This window comes from Micromonospora sp. WMMD737, assembly GCF_049179055.1.
Classification (GTDB): domain Bacteria; phylum Actinomycetota; class Actinomycetes; order Mycobacteriales; family Micromonosporaceae; genus Micromonospora; species Micromonospora reichwaldensis.
Genome location: NZ_JBMHMH010000001.1, coordinates 113,748 through 136,657, shown reverse-complemented (window position 1 = coordinate 136,657; position 22,910 = coordinate 113,748). Strand labels below are relative to the sequence as shown.

The following is a 22,910-nucleotide window of genomic DNA, read 5'->3' as shown; positions in this document are numbered from 1 at the left end:
CACGGCGCCGGTTCATGCGACCGCCGAAGCTGTCCGTCGACAGAGTGTCCTGCTGAAGGCACAGCCGAAGTACATTCGTCCACAACCATCGATATGATGACGCGATGACCGTTCGACGACTGCTACTGCACACGACGGCAGCCTGCCTCGCGGCGACCGCGCTGACGGCCCTCGTGCCGGCCGGGCCGGCGCAGGCGGCCTGCACGACGAGCAGCTTCACCGTCGTCTGGGACTACGCGGGCATGTACATCGCCCCCGACGAGTCGACCCTGTACGGCACCCGCCGCTACGGACAGGTCGTCACCGGCCCCACCGGCAACACCGCCAACGGCTGGACACTCACCTACGACTACTGGAACGGCCTGGCACTCTGGGCCTACATGAAGGACGCCGCGCTGCAGTACCGCGGCTGCGCCTGAAGCGGAACCGACGGGCCGGTCAGCACAGGCACACAGAAGGCTCACTCACCCTCGCCGCCAGCGACGGGCGTGCCGTGGTGACCGGTGCCAACGTCACGGTCGGCTACGTCACCCCCGTCAACCCGAGCACGCATCTGCGGGCCCAGTCCGGCCTGATCGCAGAGCGGCTCGGACTCGGTAGCGCGCTGGACCGTGGACCCGCGTCGGCCATGAGCGTCGCCCGGCGTACGCCTGGAAGGGCGACGGACGCCCCCGGGGTCGGCGCTCCCGGAGGTCGAAGAGCGCAGGCGCCGGTGGTCTCAGACGACCCGGATGGCCCCGGCCGGGCAGAGATCGGCGGCGCGACGGACCCGCTCGCCGCTTCCCGCCGGCGGCGCGGCGGCCCGCAGCAGCACCAGCCCGTCGGAGTCGTCCTGCGCGAAGACCTCCGGCGCGGCGAGCACGCAGTTGCCCGACCCGCAGCAGGCGTCCCGGTCGACCTCCACCCGCACCGTCGCCTCCTCGCCGACGGGCCGGCCGCCGGCGGTCACCAGGCCACCGGCAGAGCGTCGAGTCCGAAGACGACCGAGCTGTCCCGGGTGCTCAACTCCTCGGGCGCGGCCATCACCTGAAGGCCGGGAAAGCGGCGAGCCAGCGCCACCAGCGCGATACGTAGCTCGGCCCGGGCGAGAGGCTGCCCGATGCACTGGTGCACCCCGAACCCGAAGGCCACCTGCTGGTGCGCCTGCCGGTACGGATCGAACCGGTCGGGCTCGTCGAAGACGTCGGCGTCCCGGTTGGCCAGGGAGATCACCACGACCGCGCCCTCACCGGCCCGGATCAGCCGACCACCGATCGTGACGTCCTCGGTGGCCACCCGGAGCAGGCCGGTCCGCACGATGCTCAGGTAGCGCAGCAACTCCTCCACCAGCTCCGCCGCCCGGTCGGGCTCGTCACGCAGGATCGCGTACTGCCCCGGGTCCCGGGTCAGCCGCAGGACGCTCAGCCCGATCATGTTGGCGGTGGTCTCGTGTCCGGCGATGAGCAGCAGCAGCGCCATCCCGACCAGTTCGTCCACATCGAGCTCCCCCGGCTCGACCCGTTCCCGGATCAGGCGGCTGAGCAGGTCGTCCGCCCCTTCGGGCCGGGCCCGCTTGGCGTCGACGAGCGCCCGGATGTAGTCACGCAGCTCCTCGAAGTCGCGCTGGACCCGCGCCGGCGGCATCTCGCGGTCGAGCAGGGTGCGGCTGCGGCTCTGGAAGAAGTCGTGGTCGGCATAGGGGACGCCGAGCAGGTGACAGATCACCATGGACGGCAGCGGCAGGGCGAAGGACGACACCAGGTCGGCCGGAGGCCCGGCGGCAGCCAGGACGTCGAGCGCCTCGTCGACGGTGCGTTGGATCAGCGGCTCGATCCGGCGGACGTTTTTGATCATGAATTCGGCGGTGAGCATCCTGCGCAGGCGGGAGTGCTCGCCACCGTCCATCTGGATGAACGAGCCCCTGCCGTCCTCGGCCGCCTGCGGCGGCAGCGGGCGCAGCAACGGGAAGCCGGGGCGGCGGAAGTCGGAGCTGAAGGCGGGGTGGCGCAGCAGTTGGCGGACGTCGGCGTGCCGGGTGACCAGCCAGGCCGGAGCCCCGGTGGGGAGCCGCACCCGCCGCACCGGGCCGACGTAGCGGTCTCGTTCGGTTTCGTCCAACGGGGTGAACGGGCCTCGGGTCGGATTGACCGGCGGCCAGAGGGGCAGTTCCGCCTCCACGGCACGTGTCACATGGACCACCTCCGACGACAGCAGCGGGTAGCCGTATCGATGCGCTACGTTACCCACCAGCGAAGGTCGACACAATCGTCACCCCGACTTGTGCGGCGCCCGAGACGCCCCCGGTCGAAGGCCGATCATTGGCCCAGTGTCCTGGCCCGTTCGCTCATTGGCGGGCTGGTGGTGGTCAGCGGACGCCGGCGGGGGCTCGGAGCAGCCGTTCGATCACGTCGGTCAGGGTGGCCACCGCTGGGCCGTTCGGGGTGGTGACCACCACGAGGTGGTGGCGGGTGGTCCGCATGGTGGCCAGGGCCTCGTAGGCGAGCGTCGAGCCGTCGAGCACGAGGACGTCGCGCATCACGTCGCCGGCGGTGCGATCGTCCGGCTGGTCCATGGTGTCGCGGACGTGGACCACGCCGACGGCCACGCCGTCGCGCAGGACGACCACCCGCAGGTGGCCGGTGTCGCGGGCCACCGCGCGGACGGTCAGGACGGTGTCGGCCGTCCCCACCGCGGTCAGCTCACGCTCCGGGTCGGTGAGGTCGGCCAGGGTGAGCTGGTCGAGGTCGAGGGCATCGGTGAGTTGCGCGGAGTACGACGCGTCGAGCGCGCCGACGTTGGCCGAGTGCTCGACCAGGTGGCGCAGGTCGGCGGCGTTCTGGCCGGTGGCGATGGTGTCCCGGGGTTCTACGCCTACCCGGCGCAGGCACCAGTTTGCGCTGGCGTTGAGGGCACGCAGCACCGGGCGGGTGAACCACATGAAGGCGCGCATCGGCATCGCGAGGGCGATGGCGGTCTTCTCCGGGTGGGCGATGGCGTACGACTTGGGGGCCATCTCCCCGATGACCAGGTGCAGGAAGGTCACGATCAGCAACGCCAGCGCGAAACCGGCCGCGTCGGCCGTCCAGCCGGGTGCGCCCCAGGACAGGAACACCGGAGTCAGCGCGTAGTTTACGGCCGGTTTGGTGACCGCGCCGAGCCCGAGCGCGCTGGCGGTGATACCGAGCTGGCAGCCGGCCAGCAGCACGGTCAGCTCGTCGAAGCTGCGCACCGCCGCACGGGCCGACCGGCTGTGCTCGGAACGCGCGTCGAGGCGGTGCCGACGGGCCGCCAGCAACGCGAACTCGGCCGCCACGAAGAAGGCGCTGAGCACGATCAGCACAACGGTGACAGCGGCCACCACCCACGGGTTGCCCATCAGCGGTTCTCCTCCGTCCGCAGCAGGACCAGCGACGGGACGTGCCGCTCCAACTCCACCACCTCGAGTGTCAGGGCGACCTCGCCGAGGCTCAGCCGGGCCACGGCGCCGGGGGCGGGCAGCTCGCCGAGCAGTTCGATGACCAGGCCGGCCAGGGTCTCGCTGTCCGATTCGGGCAGGTCATGCCCGATTGTGCGCTCGACCTCGTCCAGCGGCAGCGTGCCGACCAGTTCCCAGGTACCGTCCGCCGCGGCCAGCCCGGCTGGCGACGTGGGTGCCGTGGCGTCGTCGTGCTCGTCTTCGATCTCCCCCACCAGTTCCTCGGCAAGATCCTCCACGGTCACCACGCCGGCCAGCCCGCCGTGCTCGTCGAGCACACAGGCGAGCTGGGCTTTCCGCTCGGCGAGGGTCTGCACGACCCGGGGCAGCGGCATCGAGGTCGGGACCAGCACCGGCGGCCGCATGATGTCGGCCACCGTGCCGGCACCGTCGCGGTCGACGGCGAGCAGGTCGGCGAGGTGGACCACCCCGATCACGCCGTCGCGGTCGTCGAGCACCGGGTAGCGCGAGTGGCCGCCGGCGATCTCGGTCCAGAGTTCCCTGGTGGTCAGGCCGGGCTCCACGACGTCCACCCGGGCCCGCGGGACCATCGCGTGGGCGGCGTCACGGTCAGGGAAGTCGAGCACCCGGTCGAGCAGCATCCACAGCTCGGCGGGCAGGTCCCCGGAGTCGCGGGAATCGCTGACGATGTGTTCGAGGTCGCGGCGGCTGGCGGCGTGTTCCACGTCGTGCACCGGTTCCATGCCGAACAGGCGCAGCAGGGCATTGGAGGACCTGTCGAAGAAGGCGATCAGCCACCCGAACACCCGTAGGTAGATCTGGGTGGATCTGGCCAGCCAGAGGGCCACCGGCTCGGGCCGCGAAATGGCGAGGTTCTTGGCGAACAGCTCGCCGAACAGCATCTGCACGAAGGTCGAGAGCAGCAGCGCGGCCACCGTGCCGACGGCGACGCCGACGCCGGTGGGGACGCCGACCCCGCCGAGGGCGGCGCCGACCGACTCGCCGATCAACGGTTCGGCGACGTAGCCGACCAACAGGGCGGTCACGGTGATCCCGAGCTGGGCGCCGGACAGCATGAAGGAGGTCCGACGGGTCACGTCCAGCGCTCGCCTGGCGGCGGTGTCACCCGCCGCGGCGCGGGCCTTGAGCCGCGACCGGTCAACGGCCATGTACGCGAATTCCTGCGCCACGAAGTAGCCGGTGGCTGCGGTGATCGCCAATACCACCAACAGCCCCAGGAGGAGACTCAGCACCCACACGGGGCAACGCTCCTGATGCGGGTGGCGCCGGGTGAATCAGGCCCGCAGCAGCGGACCGGTGGTCTCGGACGTTGGCCGTCGCCCATCGGGTCGTGCTCCTCCTTGTGTCAGCAGTGAGCGAAGTCTGGCATGGCTGCCTGTCAGAAACCTGACAATTCTGCTGCTGACGATCCCTGGCCCTTCTTCTGATCCTCTTCGGGATGGGGCGGGGTGCAGATGCGTGTGGGCGGGCGAGTGATGTTCACCAGCGCTGTCACCACGGCCTTGGTGCTGCCCTCCGCCGCCACCAGTTGTTCCCTCCCGTCGTACGTCATGGGTGTGGGTGGTCCTTGTGCCAGCGGTGCGGCGGGGTGGTGCCGCAGGTGCCGGCAGCACGCCGCCGGCCCGCTTCGAGGGTGCGGCCGGCGGTACGGGCGGTGTGACGGTCAGTGGACGCGGCGGCGGCCGTAGGCGCCGGCTGCGACGGCCACGCCGATCGCGGCGAAGAAGCCCGCACCGGTACCGGACGCGGACGCCGGCCGAACGGCCCGGCACGACGATGAACATCGTCGATGTTGCCGGAGCGGTCCGGGTCGTGTTGCAATGGCTCACATCGCCGCAGCGCGGGGGCAACCGCGCTGGGAACGGCAGCATGGGAGCAGCAACGCCGGTAGCGCGCCGGTCTCACCGGCCCGCGCGCGCCGCCTCGCCGGGCCGTCTCCACGTACGACGGGCACACCCCTGGGCAACCGTCGCCGCCGTACGTGTCCCAGCACAGCCGACGCCCGAGATCCGACCCGCCGGAGGCATCCGGGCCGTCTGTCAACGCACCGGAAACGGCGACCAGACAAGAGGTGAGCATGTTCTCCCGGCAGAGCTTCGCGGGATGGTACAGAAATCGATTCGTGTGGGTGGCGGCGATCCTGACCTTGACGGCCGGCGCGGTCGTACTGACCAACTCCGCCGGCTCGGAAGCCGAACCGACGGATCTGCGGACACGGATCATGGCCCGGATGCGGAGCACGCTCGAACAGGTGGACCCGGGGCGACACCACCACGCTGGACATGACGCACCGCACGCCGCCACCGGGGGCACGGCGAAACCGGCGGTGATCTGCGGAGTCCGCGTCTACGGTCACGAGCCGGCGGAAGCCACCGCCCTCGCCGACGTGCGAACGGTCTACGGCTTCCGCCTCTGCGGGATCGCCGAGCAGAAGCGTCCGTGGGACTGGGCCGTCAAGCTCGTCGGTCCAGTGATCATGGACATGTCCGTCGAGCCCCCCGGCATTCGGGCGGTCGAGCCGAGCGCCGACGTCGCGTTCGTCGACCGGCTGCGCGAGATGTTCCCGCAGAAGTACGTGGAGCAGGCACGCGAGGAGGCGCTGACCGGGCCGGAAATGGCAGACCTGCGTCGCCGGTACGACGCCGCGGCCGGGCTCTGACCGCGACGCGTCAGCCGTCGCCCAGCGACACCAGCAGCTCCTGCGGACGGTGGTCGGAGACGCCGCCCGCGTCGCCGAAGCGGTAGGAGTGCACCCGCACCGCCGGCGAGGCGAGCGCCCAGTCGAGCCGCCACCACCGCGGCCAGCCGGCGGACTCCGCCCAGCTCGCCGGGTAGAGCGACGGCATCGCGTGACCGGCGTCGCGCAGGCCGTCGGGCAGCTTGCGCAGGTCACCCATTGCCGGGCTGGTGTTCAGGTCCCCGGCGAGCAGCACCGGATGGGGGTTGGACCCCACGTCACGGGCCAGCGCCCGCCACTGCGGTTCCCGCTGGGCGTGCTGCTCGCGCAGCACCCGGTAGAAGTCGCCGTCGAACGGGCCGTGCTCGGGCGAGAGCTGCACGGGCAGATGCAGGTTGTACGCCGACAGCACGCGGCCACCGCCGAGGTCCAGGTCGGTACGGAGGGTCTTGTAGCGCCACTGGTCGCCGGCTGCGGCCACCGCCGGCGGCAGGCCGGTCGGCTCCAGCGGCACCTGCCGCAGCACCGGCAGCCGGGAGACGGTGACCAGCTCGCCGGCGACCACGACCTGGAAGCCGGGGAACTCGGCGCGCAGCCGGTCGAGCGTGGCCGGCGCCGGTCCGGCGCTCTTCTCGTACCAGTATTCCTGCAACAGGTAGATGTCGGCGTCCGCGTCGCGCAGCGACCGGTACAGCGCCTCGGTCTCGCCCCCCTCGTCCCAGTAGCCGGTGTTCCAGACGAACACGCGCAGGGCATCGGGCGGGGCCGGGCCGTCCCCGCCCTGCCATCGGTGGAAGTTGACGCCGCTCTGCCCCGCGCCGAGCAACAACGCGGCGGCGGCGAGCAGCGCCACCGTGCGGCGCCGCCGCCGGACCGCCGCCGCGCCGGCCCCCAGCACCAGGGGCGCCAGGAGAAAGAAGAGCGGCGGCACGGCGTCCACCGCGAGCCAGAGCCACCAGCGCCCGCTGAACGCCAGGTGCGCGACGGTGAACGCGAGCCAGAGCGCGCCGGCGCCGGCCAGGACCGCCGCCGGCCAGCGCCGCGGCCGCGCGGTGGCGGGCGGCGTCGGCTCGGTGCCGGCGGCGGTCACCGGCGCGGCCGTCGTCACGCCGATTCCCACCGGGGGGTGCCCTCGACCGGGAACGAGGCGTCGTAGAGCTGCCGGAACGTGCGCGACAGCAGCCACTGCACCGCGCCGGTCGCCACCCCGGCGGTGATCGTGACGTTGACCAGGAAGTGCAGGCCGGCGAAGCCGAGCAGGGACGGCAGGCCGCGCCGGCGCAGCACGAAGCCGTACATCCCGGCGTCGCAGGCCAGGGAGGCGGCGAGCAGCGCGGCGGGAACCACCGCCCCCCACGACCCCAGCAGCAGCGGTACGGCCAGCGCCGGCGGGGCGGCGAACGCGGCGAGACTGCCCCAGGCGCGCGAGGCGGTCTCGAAGCCCTTGCCGAAGCGGCGGGCGCGTGCGTAGAGCGGGATGCGCAGCCGTCCCCTGTGGAACAGCTTGCGCAGCAGCCCGGAGAGCTCGTGGTCGTGGTCGTGCCGTCCGCGTACCTCGGAGGTGAGCAGCATCCGGTGTCGGCGGGTCAGCCGGTAGCCGTAGTCGACCTCCTCGGTCTGCCGCAGCGCCGGGTTGAACGGCCCGACCTCGTCGTAGACGGCCCGCCGGATGACGCACACGGCCGGGAAGAGGAACGACACGTCGCCTTCGGAGCTGATCGACCAGTAGTGGTACTGCAGGCCGCGGTATCGGGAGACCGCGGTGTCGTGGAGCAACGGCTCGGCGTCCTGGATGCCGCAGACCGCCCCGACGGCGGGGTCCTCGACGAGCAGCCGGACCGCGGTGGCCACCGCGTCGGGCGCCAGCGCCAGGTCGGAGTCGACGTAGCAGATCAGGTCGCCGCGGGTCGCCGCGGCGCCGACGTTGCGGGCGGTGCCGCAGCCGCCGTTGACCCCCGTGCTGACCACGGGGACGCCGAGGGCGCTGGCCACCGCGACGGACTGGTCCGTGCTGCAGTCGTCGACCATCAGCAGCTCGATGTTCGGGTAGGTCTGGTCGAGGATGGAGCGCAGGCACAGGTCCAGCGACTCGGCGTAGTTGTAGTTCGGCACGATCACCGAGACGAGCGGGAGTTCGTTCATCGGGTGGCGACCTCCGGTCGGTCGTAGAGCCGCCGGAACCGGCCCGAGGTCAGCCAGGCGACCACGCCGCAGGCCGCGGCGACGGCGATGACCAGGTTCAGGAAGAAGTGCATCGCGACGAAGTAGACCAGGAAGAGCTGCCCGCGTTCGACCCGTACGAACCGGTGCATCGGCAGGTCCCCGGCGAGGAAGGCGACGAACGCGGCCAGCGGCACCAGCAGGTAGGCCGGGCCGAGCAGCAGGGGCAGGGCGGCGGTGAGCAGTGCCAGCGGGGCGGCGATGCTGACCCAGGCCCGGGGGCCGCTGCTCAGCCCGCCGGGGAACTCCGGTTTGCGGGCGTACATCGGGATGTGCAGCGCCGTGCGGGTGAACACCTTGCGCACCAGCACCCCCAGCTCGTGGTCGTGGTCGTGCACACCGCGCACCCGCGGGGAGAGCAGGATCCGGTAGCGCTGCGCGAGCCGCATCCCGTAGTCGGCGTTCTCAGTCTCCCGCAGCCGGGGGTTGAACGGCCCGATCTCGGTGAACACCCGCGCCGGCACGGCCAGCAGCGCGGTGTAGAGCGTCATGATCGGGCCCTCGTCCGCGATGAGCCAGTAGGACTGCTGGAGGCAGCGGTACTCCTCCAGGAGGCTGTCGCGGATCAGCGGCACCGGGTCGTAGTTGCCGCAGACCGCCCCGATCGTCGGGTCGGCGGCCAGCAGCTCGACCGCGTTGGCCACCGCGTCGGGCTTGGCCGCCACGTCGGAGTCGATGAAGAACAGGATCTCGCCCGCCGCGGTCGCCGCGCCGAGGTTGCGGGCCGCGGCCGGCCCGCCGTTGCGTGGCGTACGCACGACCCGCGCGCCGTGGGCCTCGGCGACCGCGACCGAGTCGTCGGTGCTGCAGTCGTCGACCACGATGATCTCCAGATGCGGGTACGTCTGTGCCCGCAGGGAGTCGAGGCAGAGGTGCAGCGCGCGGGCGTAGTTGTAGTTCGGCACGATGACCGACACGAGGGGATGGTTCATCTGTCCGTCCAGGTCAGCAGGTGGGGATAGCGGGCGGTGATCTGTGCCAGGGCCAGCGTGGTGCCAGCGAGTACGGCGCAACCGACGATCATCCGGTCGCCCAGCAGCATCCGGATCGGGTCGCCGCCGGTGCGCAGCACGAGCACCGCCTGCAGGTAGCGGAACGCGGCGAGCAGTCCCAGCGGTACGACGACCGCCAGCGCGACGGGCGGGTAGGCGTCGATCGGCGCGTCGACGTGCAGGTAGAGCAGGAAGGTGGTGCCGGCCAGGGAGGTGGTGAGACCGAGCAGGTGGTCGGCGAGCAGCAGGTTGTAGCCGACGAGCGCGGGCCGGTGCGGCGTGCCGAGGGCGGCCAGCTCGTGCCGGCGCTTGCCGAGGACGAGCACCAGGCAGCCGCTGAACACCGCGGTGAGCAGGAGACTGGAGGCGGTCGCTCCGGTCGCGGCGTAGCCCTGCATGACGCGCAGCACGAAGCCGGCCGAGACCACGCAGACGTCCAGCAGCGGCACGTGCTTGAGCCACCTGCTGTACGCGGTGCTCAGCGCGAGGTACGCGACCAGCGGCCACCACGTCATCGCCGGCCCGTTGACGGTCAGCGTGGCCAGCAGCACGGCGAGGACGACCGCGTACGCCCCGGCCACCGGTACCGGGACGTGGCCGGCGGCGATCGGCCGACGCCGCTTTGCGGGGTGCGCCCGGTCCAGGCGGTGGTCGGCGATGTCGTTGACGACGTAGATCACCGATGAGGCGAGCGTGAACGCGGCCACCGCCCAGACGCACCGCCACAGCGCGGTCGCCGTCCAGACCGGTGTGTCGGTCAGGGCCAGCGGGACGGCGAGCAGGTTCTTGACGGCGTGGCCCGGCCGGGCCAGCACCACGAGGTGTCGCAGCAGCGTGGGCACGCGCGCGACGGGTCCGGTGGCGACCGGGGCGACCGGCTCCACCACGCTTTCGACGGCGGTCATCAGGGCCCCTGTCAGAAGAGGATCTTCGCGGCGGCGAGGGCGCCCTGCCGCCAGGGATCACGGCTGGTCCGCCCGTCCCGCGCCGGGCGCTCACGGTGCCGCTCGGTGCGCCACCACTCGTAGGTGCGCAGGATGGCGTCCTGGTTGGACAGCTTCGGCTGGAAGCCCAGCCGCTGTCGGGCCTTGTCGATGCTGACGTACGAGTCGGCCATCAGCTTGTGCAGCAGTCGGCCGTAGACCGGCGAGAGCCGGCTGCGTTCCAGCAGGCTGAGCGCGGCGAGCGCCGGCCGGGCCGGCAGCGAGACCACCCGCCGGCCGTGGCCGGCGGCGTCCAGGACCGCCTGGAAGTCCTCCCGGAGGGTGCCGAAGCGCTCGGCGGCCAGGTTGTACGTGTCGTTGGCGACCTCGTCGGGGGCGTGCAGGACGGTCACCACCGCGTCGACGAGGTCGTCGACGGCGAACATCTGGATCCGCACGTCGCCGCGGCCGAGGACCGGGAAGTTGCGGCCCTCCTCCGCCCACTCGAAGAGCATCGAGAACAGTCCCATCCGGCCGGGGCCGAGGAAGGTCTTGGGTCGCAGCACCGCCACCGGCAGGCCGGCGCGGTGCCGGACGGCGATCTCCTCGGCCGCCGCCTTGGCCGCGCTGTAGGTGTCCACCGGCGCGTGCGGGTGTTCCTCCCCGGTGGGCACCCGCGTCGGCAGCCCGTAGACGGCGGTCGACGAGACGTGCACGACCCGGGCCACCGCGGCCCGCTCCGCGGCGGCGAACACGGCGCGCGTGCCCTCGACGGTGACGGAGCGGATCTGGTCGGCCGGGTAGCTGGGCAGCGCCGCCGCGCAGTGGATGACGACGGTGGCGTCGGCGAAGGCGCGGTCCAGCAGGCGGGAGTCGCGGACGTCCCCGACGTGGGTGACCCCGTTCTCCGGCCGCAGGTCGACACCGCGTACGTGGTGGCCGTCGGCGCCGAGGCGGTCGACCAGCCGGGAGCCGAGCATGCCCGCCGCGCCGGTGATCGCGATCACCACAGCGATCCCACCTTCTGCGCGACGAACCGGGTGACCAGGCGGTTCAGTCCCTGGGCCAGCACCTCGCCGAGGGCGTCGACGGCGCGCTGCGCGTCGGCCGGGTCGGTGACCAGCGACGGGCCGATGACCAGCGGGTTCAGGCCGTTGAGCGTGTAGTAGGTGAAGATGTCGTGGTCCCGGTAGAGCGCGTTGACGACGGCGCAGGTCACCAGCTTCGCCTTGAACCTGGGGTCCCGGGCCACGCCGCCGGGCGCGAGCCGGGCGACCAGGTCGAGGATCTTCGGCCCGCCGTCGATCTGCACGCCCCAGAGCGCCCCGGCGCCCGCCACCCGGCCGACCGCCTCCGGGTGTTCCTTGCCCAGCCGGGTCAGGGCCGGTTCCAGGACGCGTTCCAGCTCGCGGGCCCGCGCCGGGTAGTCGTCCTCCACCGCCACGTTGATCGCCTCGATGGCGGTGACGCACTCCTCCCCCATGCCGTAGTAGGTCGTGCTGGTGCTCTGCAGCAGCGCGTCGGTGAGGTTGTCGTACGCCTTGCGGAACACCGGCTCGCGGGCGACGAAGGCCGAAATGGACGACTTGCCGCCGCCGAAGGACTTGCTCGTGGTGAGCACGTCCGGCACCAGGTCCGGGTAGCGCATGAAGTAGAAGAGGCTGCCCGTCTTGCCCCAGCCGGTGTAGATCTCGTCGAAGATCAGCACGATGTCGTGCCGGTCGCACAGTTCCCGCACCCCGCGAAGGAAACCTTCGTCGCACCACTGAATGGTGGAGGCACTGAACGGTTCGACGATGAGGGCATAGACGTCGCCGGGGTGCGCCGCGATAGCCGACCGGACGGAATCCAGGTCGCCGTAAGTAAATGGGACGATTCCGGGGATTGTCGGAAAATCGAAGTGGGGCTGACCGGTCAGTCCGCCGGAGCCGAGCAACTTTCCGTGGAAACCGCAGTCCGCCCGCAGGATGGTTCCCCGCCGGCCGCCGTGGTATTTGAAGGCGAGCTTCACCGCACCCTCCACCGCCTCCGCGCCGGAGTTGGGGAGAAACGACATCGAGAGGTCGCCGGGAAGCAACTGCGCCAGGTTGTGGCCGAGCGCCGCGAGGTACGGCGAGAAGTACGTTTTGTGCACCTCCATCCGCTGGCGCTCAGCGAACCGTTGCCGGGCCGCCACGATGCGTGGATGGTTGTGGCCGTGGTTGAGCACCCCCACGCCGCCGGTCAGGTCGAGGACCCGCCGGCCGTCGCGTAATGTCAGGTAGGCGCCCTCGGCGTGCTCGACCAATTCCCGGCCGAACCCGAACGAGGTCATGAGATTGACCTGGCTTGCGTTCACGTACCGCCGATAGAGGTCGTGCACCTCGCGAACGGTGAGCCGCTCGCATTCCTCGACGCTGACCAGATTGGGCATGCCGCGACGCTATCCATGGCCCCGAAATCTTTCCTGGACCGAGGCTGGATGGAACCTTGACTACGCAAGGCAACCCTTGCGGGAGGGGGTTGCCGGTCGATAACTTGGTCGCGTCCCGACGGAATTCCCAGCGTCAATATTACTTACGAATTACCCTACTTCCCGGTGAGGTGCTGATCATGCCGCCGACGGTGTCGGTCATCATCCCCGCCCACAACAGCGCGAAGACCCTGGGCGCCTGTCTCGAGGCGGTCTACCGGCAGCGACAACCGGTGACCGAGGTCGTCGTCGTCGACGACGCCAGCACCGACGAGACCCGGGAGATCGCCCGGCGGTTCCCCTGTCGGCTGCTGGTCACCGACCGCAACGCCGGGCCAGCCGCCGCCCGCAACCGCGGCATCCAGGCCAGCACAGGCGAGCTGCTCCTCTTCCTCGACTCCGACTGCGCCCCGGAACCGGACGCGCTGGAGAACGCCCTCGCGATCCTGCGCGACGAGCCGGACGTCGCCTGCGTACACGGCATCTACGCGCTCGAACCCCTGATCGACGACGGGCCCGTCGAGGCGTACCGGCTGCTGCACGGGCACTACTGGCGACTGCGCAACGTCGGGCGGGTGCGCACCACCCTCTTCGCGGTCTGCCTCATCCGCCGCGAGGTCTTCACCACGGTCGGGCTGTTCGACGAGAACCTGCGCGCCTCCGAGGACGTCGAACTCGGCGACCGGATGGGCGACAGGTACGGCATCGTCCTCACCGACACCGTCGTCTGCCGACACGACGACGACAGCCGGCTCGGGGCGCTGCTGCGCAAGCAGTTCCACCGCTCGCAGCTGCTGATCCCGGTGGCCCTGGCCGAACGCGGACCGGCGGGCATCCGCGCCAACAGCCCCGTGGCCCTGGCCGCCGCGACGTCGGTGCCGGCGACCCTGCCGCTGGCCCCGCTCGGCGGCGGCTGGCCGGCTGCGTCGCTGCTCCTCCTCGCCCTGTTCGTGGTGGCCGAGCCCGGCCTGCTGCGGTTCGTGCTGCGCCGGCGCGGACCCGCGTACGCGGTCTTCTTCTTCGCCGTGCACCTGCTGGTCCAACTGGCCGTCGTCACGGGCGCCGTCGTGGGCGGGCTGCGCCACCTCGCCGACCGCGACTTCGGGCCGACCCGCGTGACCACCGCGAGAACGCCCCGATGAGCGGCGCCCGGAAACCGGTGGCCCGGCTGGGCTCCCAGCTCTGCGCGCACGCCCTGCACTACCTGCTCTTCGCCTACCGCGGCCGGCAGCTCCTGCGCCGCCGCCCCTCGCTCGGCGGTCCCCGGCGACCGACCTTCGGCGTGCCGGGCGACGACGTGGCGCTCACCATCGACGACGGCCCGCACCCGCGGTGGACCGCGTCGATGCTCGACCTGCTCGACCGGCACGGCGTGCGGGCCACGTTCTTCCTCGTCGGCGACCGGGTGCGGGAACACCCGGAGCTGGCCCGGGACGTGCTGGCCGCCGGCCACCTGATCGGCAACCACTCCATGACGCACCCGCAGCCGTTCGCCGCGCTGACCCGGCACGAGATCACCGCCGAGATCGACCGGACCCAGCGCGAGATCGAGGACGCGACCGGGCACACGCCACGGTTGTTCCGCGCCCCCGGCGGCAACTGGTCGCCCGGGGTGCTGCGGACCACCGCCGAGCTCGGGCTCGTCCCGGTCGACTGGACGGTCAACCCCAGCGACTGGCGCAGCCCCGGCGTCGCCCGGATCGTCCGGACGCTGTCGCGCACCCGGCCCGGGCAGATCATGCTCTGTCACGACGGCGGCGGCGACCGGTCGCAGACCGTCGCGGCCCTGGCCGAGGTCCTCCCGAGGCTGACCGATCGCGGGCTGCGCTTCGTCACCGTCCCGGACGACCGGTAGGTGGCGCGGATGCCCCGAGGGCCCTCCCGCTGCGGGGAGCCGCCGAACGCGCGTCGAACCGTCGACTCGCCTGCCGTCCCGGACCCGCCCCGACGCCGTGGTTGTCCGGTGCCCGGACAGTGCCGTCGACAAGTGCCGAGCCGGGTCCTGGCACCCGGTTCCTCTGGTGGGGGAGACACCTGATGTCGCACGATGAACTGTCCATACTGCTCCTGGGGCCGATCCGGACCCAACGCGGGGACACGCACCTGTACCTGGGCACACCACGGCAACGGGAGGTCCTGGCGGTGCTGGCGCTGCGCAGCGGCATGGTGATGTCCGTCGCGCAGATCGTCGACGGGATCTGGGCCGGCCGCCGGCCCGACTCGGTGGAGAACATGGTGCACACCTACATCGGCCGGCTGCGCCGGGTCCTGGAGCCGCCCGGCCGGCGGCCGGCCCTGGCCCGGGTGCTCCGGTCCACCCGGCCCGGCTACACCCTCGACATCCCGTCGGACGCCGTGGACATCATCCGCTTCGAACAGGACGTCCGGGCAGCCCGCGCCGCCCGGTCCCAGGCGGACCTGTCCCGATCGCTCTACCTCTTCCAGCGGGGCCTGGCCCACTGGACCGGCCGGGCCCTGCACGAGGCGACCGGCCCGCTCGCCGAGGCCGAACGCATCCGGCTGACCGAGCTGCGCCAGGACGTCCTGGAGGAGGCGACCGGCGTACGGCTCCTGCTCGGCGACGTCGAGAACGTGGTCGCCGAGCTGCGCTGGATGCTGGCCGAGCACCCGATGCGGGAGCGGCTCTGGGAGCTGCTGCTCGTCGCGCTCGGGCAGAGTTCCCGGCGGGCGGAGGCGCTCACCGCCTTCCAGGACGCCCGCAGCACCCTCTCCGACCGGCTCGGGGTCGAACCCGGGCACCGGCTCCAGGACCTGCATCGCCGGCTGCTGCGCAGCGAACCGGTGACGGTGTGGCCGTGGTGGGAGCGCCGGGTCTCCGTCTGAGCGGGGGGCGGGGGCCCGGGGCGCGCGGGACGCCCGGCGGGCCCCTCCCCCGCCCCGGCAGCGGCCGGGCGCCAGCGAGGTTCAGCCCGGCGGGGCGGCCACGGGGGTCAGGACGAAGAAGGCGCCGGTCGCGCCGTCGGCGCAGTCCGTCGGCAACCGCGTCGTGACGTCCAGCCCGCAGCCGCGGATCACCTCGACGAACTGCTGGGACCGGTCGATGTCGTAGATCTGCACCATGATCCGGCCCCGCGCGGTGAGCATGTCCGGCAGCCGGCGCAGCAGGTGCTCCGCCTCCGCCACCGAGAGGTAGTAGATGACCTCGCGCAGCAGGATGGCGTCGTACCGCTGCGGGCTCCGGTAGGCCCGGATGTCAGCCACCTCGTACGACGCGTCCGGCCGGTCGAGCGACCGGGCCACCTCGATCGCCCGGCGGCTGATGTCCACGCCGTGGTAGTGCCGATACCGGCCCTGGGTCAGGGGAAGGTTGGCGCTGGTGCCGCAGCCGAGGTCGAGGATCGTCGGGCGCGGGGCCCACGTCTCGATCAGCGACAGCGGCATGGCCCCGTCGCCCGCGCCGTCCAGGTAGCCCCAGAAGCCCAGCGCGTACTGGGTGTCCCAGAGCGCCGCGTTCAGCCTCGTGCTGCGGCGCACCAGCGCCCGGACCGGAACTCCGACCAGCCGTGCCATCGTCCGCAGTGGCGCGATCGACATGCTGTCACCAACTCTCTGACCGACTCAGCTTCGGACTCAGGTGACGGGCCGGTCAGCCGACCGGCGCCGCCCGCTCGACCGGGCCGGCACGGCGCCGGTGCATGTACTGGGCCACCAGCAGTCCGCCGCCGCCGACCGCCACCTCGCTCAGTGCGCAGACCAGTCGGCTGACCAGCACCACCGGCGTCGCCACGGTCACCGGCAGCACGGTGGCCAGCCCGACCATGAGCACCGCCTCACGTACGCCCAGGCCGTCCGGGGCGACCATCACCACCAGGCCGGCGACGGTGGCCGCCGCGAAGCCGGCGACGCAGATCAGGTACGACCGCAGGGGCGGCGCGCCGGCGGCCACCGCGAGCAGCCACAGGTGGTGCCCGGAGACGAGCCAGGACAGCGACTGCGCGGTGATGGCCCGACGGAGGCCGGCCGGGGACGCGGCGACCTGCGGGGGCGGCCGCCGCAGCAGCCGGGCCGACGCACCGAGCCCTCGGTTGAGCAGGTCCGGACGGACGAAGAGCACGACCAGCGGGACCGCGGCGAGCAGCAGCCACCCGGCGGCGCCCGCCAGCAGCGCCGGCCCGGCCGCGAGCGCGACCGTCGTCCCGGTCATCGCGACCACCGCCCAGCTGAGCAGGAACACCCCGGCCAATCGGACCGGACCCACCTCGATCTCCCTGCCCATCCGCAGCAGCAGCGGCAGGGCGACGAAGCGGCCCGGGACGAACTTGGCCAGGAACCCGACGAAGAAGATCCGGTACGCCGTCCACCGGTCGACCGCCGCCCCGAGGTCGACGAAGAGCGCCCGCCACGAGGCCAGCCCGAGCAGCAGCCCCGTCGAGTTGATCAGCATGGCGGCGGCCAGCGCGGCGGTCACCCGGACGGGGTCGAGGCGGGCGGCGAGCGTCGCCACGGGCGTCCAGTCCTGGGCGCGCACGAACAGCACCAGACCGACGGTCAGGGCTATCACGAAGGCCGCGGTGAGGACATGGTTGGCGAGCCGCCACCAGCGGGCCCTCACCGCTGCGACACCGGGGTCACCCGACGGAAGCGGCCGGCACGGACCCGCCGCAGCAGCGCGCCGCACACCCCCAGCCCCATCCCGACGAACTCCGTCAGGTGCGTCAGCCACCGTAGCCCCGCGGCGTAGAGCAGGAACCGCGGACCGCGGTGGCGCAGGGCGAACGCCAGCAGCTCCCGGTCGGCCACGACGAAGGCGGCGAGCGGGCCCAGCGCCAGCAGCGCCAGCCGGGGCGTCACCAGGGCCAGCGACGCGGTACCGACGGCCAGCGCGCTTGCCGCCATGCCCACCACCGCGGCGAGGTCGACCCGGTGCGGCGTCCGGCCCGCGCCGTCCGCGCCGGCCACCGGCCGCTCCCAGCGGGCCACGACCACGGCGTCGGCGTACGTCACCGCACGGCGGAACAGCTCCGACAGGTACAGCCACAACCGGTCCACGTCGTCGTGGCGGCCGACGATCTCGTCGCTGACCCGGATCTCGTAGCGGCTCGGCAGGCGGGTGCCGAACTCCACGTCCTCGGCGTCGCGCAGCCGCTCGTCGAAGCCGCCGACCAGCTCGAAGACGGCCCTGGGCACGGCGGTCAGCGCAAACATGGTGGTCGCCGTCACCCCGGTGGCCCGGCGCCGCCAGAAGTGCTCGAACAGCGTCTTGTACGCCTCGACCGGCCCGTCGTCGTGCAGCGGGCGCAGGTCGTAGATGCCCTGCACCACGCCGCAGTCGGGGTGCGCCTCGAGAGTGCGTACCGCGGCTGCCAGCGCGCCGGGCGCCAGCGCGATGTCGGAGTCGACGAAGAACAACACGTCGCCGGTGGCGCGGGCGGCGCCGGCGTTGCGGGCCGCCGAGACGCCCCGGTTGACCGGGAACGCCACCACCGTGCAGGGGAACCCGGCCGCGATCCGCCGGGACCGGTCCGTGCTCGCGTCGTCGACGACGATCACCTCGGCCGGCGGCGGGCGCTGGGCGTACACCGCCGACAGGCACTCGTGCAGCGTCCGCTCCTTGTTGAAGTTGGGGACGACCACGGAGATCCTCACCGGATCCGGTCCTCGATGGCGTCGGCGCGGGTCACGGTCTCACCGTCCCTCTCCTGCGGTTGGTCGTGCCGGGGCGCGGCGGGCGCCGGCCCGGTCGGGTCGGCGCCCGCCCGCGGTCCACCGGGACGCCGGGCCAGCACGCCCAGCGCCACGAGCCCGGCCAGCACGTACGTGTTGCTGTGCAGCAGCTCCCAGTCCCGGAAGTGCAGGTCCTCGCCGCGCAGGCCGACGAGGATCCAGGCGGCGCTGGCCACGCAGAGCGTCCAGAGCAGCGCGCCAGCCAACGCGGCGGCCCGGTCGGCCCGCGTCCGGGCCCGCACCGCCAGCAGCACCAGCGCCGGTACGCACCAGACCCAGTGGTGGTGCCAGGAGACCGGCGAGACGAGCACGCCCGTCGTCGCGCAGGCGAGCACCCCGCGCAGCTCGTCTCCGGCGCGGGCGCAGCGGGCCGCGACGACGATCCCGGCCACCGCCGTCAGCGCCGCCACCGGCAGCCAGACGGCACGCACGTCGGCGACGTCGCCGAGGCGCGCCAGCGCGCCGTGCAGCGACTGGTTCAGGACGGTGCGGGGATCGTCGGTGACCCGCGCGGTGTCGAGCAGGCCACCGCCCCAGAACCGCGCCGAGTCGCCCGGCCGCCAGGCGAACCCGAGCCCGGCGGTGGCGGCGAACGCGGCCAGTGCCACCCCCGCCGCGCGCCACCGGCCGGTGCACAGCAGGTACGCCACGAAGATCAGCGGGGTGAGCTTGATCCCTGCGGCAATCCCGACGCCCAGGCCCCGCCAACGGTTCGCGGGGCCGGAGGTGAGGTCCAGCAGCACGATGAGCATGAGGAACAGGCCCACCTGGCCGACCTGGAGGTGACCGGCCACCGGGAACATCGGCAGCGCCGCGACGGTGCCCGCCAGCACCGCGCCGGGGCGTACCGGCGGGCCCGCATTGGCGGCGCGCAGCGCCACGCGCACCACCGCGGACAACGCGACGACCGAGGCCATCGTCCAGAGCCCGACGCCGACGGCGGTGTCGACGTACGCCAACGGTTGCAGCAGCAGCGCGGCGAAGGGCGGGTACGTGAAGCCCAGCGCGATGCCGTCCGCGCCCCGGTGGGCGACGTCGTAGAGCTGCCCGTCGCCGCCGGCGGCGGCCAGCGCGCCCGTCCGGTAGGCCGCGAGGTCGCCCCAGAACCGGCCGCTGACCCGGTACACGACGATCGCGGCGGCGGCCACCAGCACCGGGAGCAGCAGCAGGGCGGTGGCCGGGAGCGCCGGGCCGGGGTGACGTCGCAGCCGAGGGCCGGGGTCTGGTGCCGGCGAAAGGGTCATCACCGATCTCCCCCTTCAGGCGTCGGCGGGAGAACGGTAACAATCGATCACTGAACGCATCCTGTAACTGGTCTGGATTACCCACCGTCCACAGCGGCCTGATCGACACCGGCCGTCGCGCCGGACAGAACTGTCGCGACAGGTCCGTGCGCGTGTGTGTGGCGGGGAGGTTTGGTCGAAGTCCGGCGCTGGCCCGCAACGGTAGGCCGTCGAGGCGTCCCGCCGTCCGGGACGACGCGCCTCCGGCCCGGCGGTGGTCCCCACCGGGCCGGAGAAGCCGTCAGCGCACCGAGAACCACAGTTCCTGCGGGCGGTGGTCGGAGAGCCGCTCGGCGGAGATCAACCGGTAGCGGTGCACGTCGACCGCTCCCCGGGTGAACGTCCAGTCGATGCGCCAGAACGGCAGCGGCAGACCGGCGAGCGGGCTGTCCCAACTGAAGTTCATCGGCGCGTCGAAGCGCCAGCTCAGGGGCAGCACCTGGGTCCCCTCGTCGGACGCGTCGCGGGTGACGGCGCGCAGCCCGTCGAGGGTGCCCATCGCCGAGGTGGCGTTGAAGTCGCCGGAGACGATCGACGGGTACGGGTTGCGCCGCACGTCCTCGGTGACCGCCGCGACCTCCTCCTGCCGCCAGGTGAACTTGCGCCGGTAGTACTCGTCCAGGTCGACCTGCGGGTCCAGGAAGTCGAGGTCGATCGCGGTCGGCACGGTGACGTGCACGTTGTAGACCGAGATCGTCCGCTCGCCGATGCGCAGGTCGGTCCGCAGCACCTTGTCCCGCGCGAAGACCTCGGCGAAGGGGGTGCCGGCGGGTTGCCGGGCCGCCGGACCGAACAGCGGCTGCGCCACGATCGGGAACCGCGAGATCGTGACCAGCTCGCTGCGGCGCGCGATGTGGTAGCCGGGGAACTCGGCGCGGAGCTTGTCGTCGTCGCCCACCGGGAAGTAGCCGGCCTCGGCGCTGCCGGGCAGCCAGATGACGTGTTCCTGCAACAGGTAGATGTCGGCGTTCTGTCGGCGGAGAAACGCGAACTGCGCCTCGGGGTCCTTGTTGCTCATCCCCCAGTAGTTCGTGTTCCAGGTGAACAAATGGACCGCGCCGGCCGGCACCGGTCGCGTGTCGCGCAGCAGCGCGGCCGGGTAGACGCCGAGCTGGTCGACGCCGGGGAGCAGGCCCGCCACGGCGAGCGCCACGGCCCAGTGCCGGCGACGACCGCAGGCGGCGGTCGCCGCGCCGGCCAGCAGCAGCGGCGTCAGCACCAGGAGCACCGGCGGGGCCGAGTCCAGCAGGATCGACCAGTGCCAGCGCCCGGTCGCCGCCCGGCGGGTCACGGTGAAGGCCAGGAAGAGCGCGGCGGCGGCGACGACCACCCAGCCGTAGCCGAGGCGTAGCGCGCGGGCGACCCGCCGGCCGCGCGACACCGGCACCGGCGGCGTCGAGGTCGCCGCGACGGCCTCCGGATCCTGTGTGGTGGTCATGGGGCGACCTCCTGGTAGAGGCTGCGGAAGCGGGGGCGCAGGAGCCATTCGAGCAACCCGGTGGCGAGGCCGGCGACGACCGCGGTGTTCATCAGTAGATGCGCGGCCGTGAAGAAGACGACGAAGCCCCAGCCGCGCTCGCGCCGCACGAAGACGTACTGGCCGAGATCGCTCGCCACGAAGCCGCCGAGGAGGACGGCGGTAAGCAGGGCGAACGGGGGGAACAGGACCACGGCCGGCACGCTCAGCAGCGTCGCTGCCGCCAGGACGGCGGCGGCGGCCCGGCCGCCGGTCTCCATGCCCTGCATGGCCCGGCCGCGCCGCAGGTAGAACGGCACCCGCAGCCGGCTGCGCCGGAACGCCTTGCGCAGGATGGGGAGCATCCGGCTCTCGTCGGACAACCGGCCGCGGATCTGCGAGGTCAACAGCATCGGGTACGACCGCGACAGCCGTTCCGCGTGGTCGATCTCCTCGGTCTGCCGCAGCGTGGGATTGAACCAGCCGGCCCGGTCGAACGCCTCGCGGGTCACCGCGCCGAGGGCGTAGAACCCGCCGCTGACCAGTCCTTCCGCGCTCTTGCGCCAGTAGTGGTACTGCAGGATGCGGTACTGCCCGACGAGCCCCTCGGCGAACAGTGGCTCCTTGTCGGGTACGCCGAAGACCGCGCCGTAGCCCTCGTCGCCGCGCAGCAGCCGGACCGCGTTGCGGATCGCGTCGGGATGCATGGTCACGTCCGCGTCGAGGAAAAAGATGATCTCACCCGTCGCGTGGCGTACGCCCAGGTTGCGGGACGCCCCGGGGCCGCCGTTGGCGTCCGCGCGGACCAGTCGGCACGGGTGCCGGGCGGCGAGGGTGGCGCTGGTGTCGGTGCTGGCATCGTCGACCACGATGACCTCGTGCGCCGGCATCGACTGGGCGTGCACCGAGGCGAGGCAGAGGTCGATGGTGCGGCTGTCGTTGTACATCGGCACGACGACCGACACCGTGACGCGGTCGCCGGAAGGCGTCTCAGCCATACAGAACTCCCCCTTCGAGGACGAGCAGCCAGAGCCCGGCGTTGACGAGCATCACGCCGTCGCGCAGCAGCACCCGGACGGGGCTGCCGCCGCCGGAGTGCACCAGGACGACCTGGAGGTAGCGGAACAGCGCGAAGAGCGCGAACGGAGCGGTGAGCAGCGCGGTGCGGCTGACCGACGACGCGTGCAGCTGGTAGGTGATGAGCGCGCTGGCGGCGGTCAGGCCGAGCAGCTGGTCGAGCAGGTGCTCGGTGTAGCCGACCAGGGCCGGCCGGTGGACGGTGCCGGCGACCCGCAGCTCGTGACGCCGCTTGCCCAGGATCAGCAGCAGGCAGACCGACAGTACGCAGAGTGTGAGCCAGCCCGACGGCGGCGCGTCGACCGCGGTGTAGCCCTGCACGAGGCGCAGCACGAACCCGACCGCGACGGCGAACAGGTCCAGCAGCGGCACGTGCTTGAGGAAGAAGCTGTAGGCCACGTTGACGGCCAGGTAGGTCAGCAGCGGCCACCACGAGCGGACGTCCGCCGAGACCAGCAGGGCCAGCCCGGCGAGCAGGAGCAGCGCGAGCGCCCCGGCCTGCCAGGGCGTGACGCGTCCGGAGGCGATCGGGCGCAGCCGCTTGCGGTCGTGGGCCCGGTCGCGTTCGCGGTCGGCGATGTCGTTGAGGACGTACACCAGGGCCGACGCGAGCGTGAAGCCGACCACCGCGGTGGCGACCGCGCGCAGGTGGGGCCAGCCCCACAGCTCGGCGTCGAGCAGGGGCAGCACGGCCACGAGGTTCTTGGGC

At 72.4% G+C, this 22,910-nt stretch carries 23 protein-coding genes; 5 read left to right on the top strand and 18 right to left on the bottom strand.

Annotated features, from left to right (window positions below; all coding sequences use genetic code 11):
• Positions 1-104 precede the first annotated feature (104 nt).
• On the top strand, positions 105-419 hold the full coding sequence (locus ACN27A_RS00625) for a hypothetical protein (RefSeq protein WP_421448898.1): 315 nt from the start codon (positions 105-107) through the stop codon (positions 417-419).
• Positions 420-718: 299 nt separating this feature from the next.
• Here the strand turns inward: ACN27A_RS00625 and ACN27A_RS00620 are convergent, their stop codons facing one another.
• The 5 genes from ACN27A_RS00620 to ACN27A_RS00600 form a co-directional block, all read right to left on the bottom strand.
• Positions 719-949 (bottom strand): ferredoxin, encoded by a 231-nt coding sequence (locus tag ACN27A_RS00620; protein WP_421448897.1) that lies wholly within the window; start codon positions 947-949, stop codon positions 719-721.
• Positions 946-2,169, bottom strand: coding sequence for a cytochrome P450 (locus ACN27A_RS00615; RefSeq protein ID WP_421448895.1), 1,224 nt, complete (start codon positions 2,167-2,169; stop codon positions 946-948). Before ACN27A_RS00615 ends, ACN27A_RS00620 begins: the two co-directional genes overlap by 4 nt.
• A gap of 175 nt (positions 2,170-2,344) precedes the next feature.
• A complete protein-coding gene (locus ACN27A_RS00610; protein WP_421448892.1) occupies positions 2,345-3,355 on the bottom strand; it encodes a hemolysin family protein in 1,011 nt (336 codons plus the stop codon).
• Complete coding sequence (locus ACN27A_RS00605) at positions 3,355-4,668, bottom strand: hemolysin family protein (RefSeq protein WP_421448890.1); 1,314 nt, start codon at positions 4,666-4,668, stop codon at positions 3,355-3,357. The genes ACN27A_RS00610 and ACN27A_RS00605 overlap by 1 nt, the downstream gene beginning before the upstream one ends.
• A 146-nt stretch (positions 4,669-4,814) precedes the next feature.
• A complete protein-coding gene (locus tag ACN27A_RS00600; protein WP_421448888.1) occupies positions 4,815-4,988 on the bottom strand; it encodes a hypothetical protein in 174 nt (57 codons plus the stop codon).
• 678 nt (positions 4,989-5,666) lie between these two features.
• Between ACN27A_RS00600 and ACN27A_RS00595 the strand changes: the two genes are divergently transcribed.
• The gene (locus ACN27A_RS00595; protein ID WP_421448886.1) at positions 5,667-6,095 is read left to right on the top strand and encodes a hypothetical protein; all 429 of its coding nucleotides are present in this window, start codon (positions 5,667-5,669) and stop codon (positions 6,093-6,095) included.
• Positions 6,096-6,105: 10 nt separating this feature from the next.
• Here the strand turns inward: ACN27A_RS00595 and ACN27A_RS00590 are convergent, their stop codons facing one another.
• The 6 genes from ACN27A_RS00590 to ACN27A_RS00565 are packed head-to-tail and all read right to left on the bottom strand — an operon-like array spanning position 6,106 to position 12,562.
• A complete protein-coding gene (locus ACN27A_RS00590) occupies positions 6,106-7,221 on the bottom strand; it encodes an endonuclease/exonuclease/phosphatase family protein (protein ID WP_421448884.1) in 1,116 nt (371 codons plus the stop codon).
• Positions 7,218-8,255: a glycosyltransferase family 2 protein gene (locus ACN27A_RS00585; protein ID WP_421448882.1), complete on the bottom strand. Its 1,038-nt coding sequence runs from the start codon at positions 8,253-8,255 to the stop codon at positions 7,218-7,220. Before ACN27A_RS00585 ends, ACN27A_RS00590 begins: the two co-directional genes overlap by 4 nt.
• Positions 8,252-9,265: a glycosyltransferase family 2 protein gene (locus tag ACN27A_RS00580; protein ID WP_421448880.1), complete on the bottom strand. Its 1,014-nt coding sequence runs from the start codon at positions 9,263-9,265 to the stop codon at positions 8,252-8,254. The genes ACN27A_RS00585 and ACN27A_RS00580 overlap by 4 nt, the downstream gene beginning before the upstream one ends.
• The gene (locus ACN27A_RS00575) at positions 9,262-10,230 is read right to left on the bottom strand and encodes a UbiA prenyltransferase family protein (RefSeq protein ID WP_421448877.1); all 969 of its coding nucleotides are present in this window, start codon (positions 10,228-10,230) and stop codon (positions 9,262-9,264) included. Before ACN27A_RS00575 ends, ACN27A_RS00580 begins: the two co-directional genes overlap by 4 nt.
• Before the next feature lie 11 nt (positions 10,231-10,241).
• A complete protein-coding gene (locus ACN27A_RS00570; protein ID WP_421448875.1) occupies positions 10,242-11,258 on the bottom strand; it encodes an NAD-dependent epimerase/dehydratase family protein in 1,017 nt (338 codons plus the stop codon).
• Positions 11,252-12,562 carry an aspartate aminotransferase family protein gene (locus ACN27A_RS00565; RefSeq protein ID WP_421458333.1) on the bottom strand — a complete coding sequence of 437 codons (1,311 nt, stop codon included), beginning with the start codon at positions 12,560-12,562 and terminating at the stop codon, positions 11,252-11,254. Before ACN27A_RS00565 ends, ACN27A_RS00570 begins: the two co-directional genes overlap by 7 nt.
• A gap of 269 nt (positions 12,563-12,831) precedes the next feature.
• Between ACN27A_RS00565 and ACN27A_RS00560 the strand changes: the two genes are divergently transcribed.
• From ACN27A_RS00560 to ACN27A_RS00550, 3 genes are all read left to right on the top strand, one after another.
• On the top strand, positions 12,832-13,842 hold the full coding sequence (locus tag ACN27A_RS00560) for a glycosyltransferase family 2 protein (RefSeq protein WP_421448872.1): 1,011 nt from the start codon (positions 12,832-12,834) through the stop codon (positions 13,840-13,842).
• Positions 13,839-14,555, top strand: coding sequence for a polysaccharide deacetylase family protein (locus ACN27A_RS00555; RefSeq protein ID WP_421448870.1), 717 nt, complete (start codon positions 13,839-13,841; stop codon positions 14,553-14,555). The genes ACN27A_RS00560 and ACN27A_RS00555 overlap by 4 nt, the downstream gene beginning before the upstream one ends.
• Positions 14,556-14,737: 182 nt before the next feature.
• Entirely contained in the window at positions 14,738-15,544 is an 807-nt protein-coding gene (locus tag ACN27A_RS00550) for an AfsR/SARP family transcriptional regulator (RefSeq protein ID WP_132234238.1), read from the top strand.
• A gap of 81 nt (positions 15,545-15,625) precedes the next feature.
• On the opposite strand, the gene ACN27A_RS00545 is transcribed toward ACN27A_RS00550, so the two are convergent.
• The 7 genes from ACN27A_RS00545 to ACN27A_RS00515 form a co-directional block, all read right to left on the bottom strand.
• Complete coding sequence (locus tag ACN27A_RS00545; RefSeq protein ID WP_421448867.1) at positions 15,626-16,255, bottom strand: class I SAM-dependent methyltransferase; 630 nt, start codon at positions 16,253-16,255, stop codon at positions 15,626-15,628.
• A 52-nt stretch (positions 16,256-16,307) separates the two neighbouring features.
• Positions 16,308-17,273 (bottom strand): lysylphosphatidylglycerol synthase domain-containing protein, encoded by a 966-nt coding sequence (locus ACN27A_RS00540; RefSeq protein WP_421448864.1) that lies wholly within the window; start codon positions 17,271-17,273, stop codon positions 16,308-16,310.
• Entirely contained in the window at positions 17,270-18,307 is a 1,038-nt protein-coding gene (locus ACN27A_RS00535) for a glycosyltransferase family 2 protein (RefSeq protein WP_421448863.1), read from the bottom strand. Before ACN27A_RS00535 ends, ACN27A_RS00540 begins: the two co-directional genes overlap by 4 nt.
• Complete coding sequence (locus tag ACN27A_RS00530; protein WP_421448861.1) at positions 18,304-19,629, bottom strand: glycosyltransferase 87 family protein; 1,326 nt, start codon at positions 19,627-19,629, stop codon at positions 18,304-18,306. Before ACN27A_RS00530 ends, ACN27A_RS00535 begins: the two co-directional genes overlap by 4 nt.
• Before the next feature lie 280 nt (positions 19,630-19,909).
• Positions 19,910-21,106: an endonuclease/exonuclease/phosphatase family protein gene (locus tag ACN27A_RS00525; RefSeq protein ID WP_421448859.1), complete on the bottom strand. Its 1,197-nt coding sequence runs from the start codon at positions 21,104-21,106 to the stop codon at positions 19,910-19,912.
• Complete coding sequence (locus tag ACN27A_RS00520) at positions 21,103-22,122, bottom strand: glycosyltransferase family 2 protein (protein WP_421448858.1); 1,020 nt, start codon at positions 22,120-22,122, stop codon at positions 21,103-21,105. Before ACN27A_RS00520 ends, ACN27A_RS00525 begins: the two co-directional genes overlap by 4 nt.
• Positions 22,115-22,891, bottom strand: a complete 777-nt coding sequence (locus ACN27A_RS00515) for a UbiA prenyltransferase family protein (protein ID WP_421448856.1) — start codon at positions 22,889-22,891, stop codon at positions 22,115-22,117. The genes ACN27A_RS00520 and ACN27A_RS00515 overlap by 8 nt, the downstream gene beginning before the upstream one ends.
• Between the last annotated feature and the right edge of the window lie 19 nt (positions 22,892-22,910).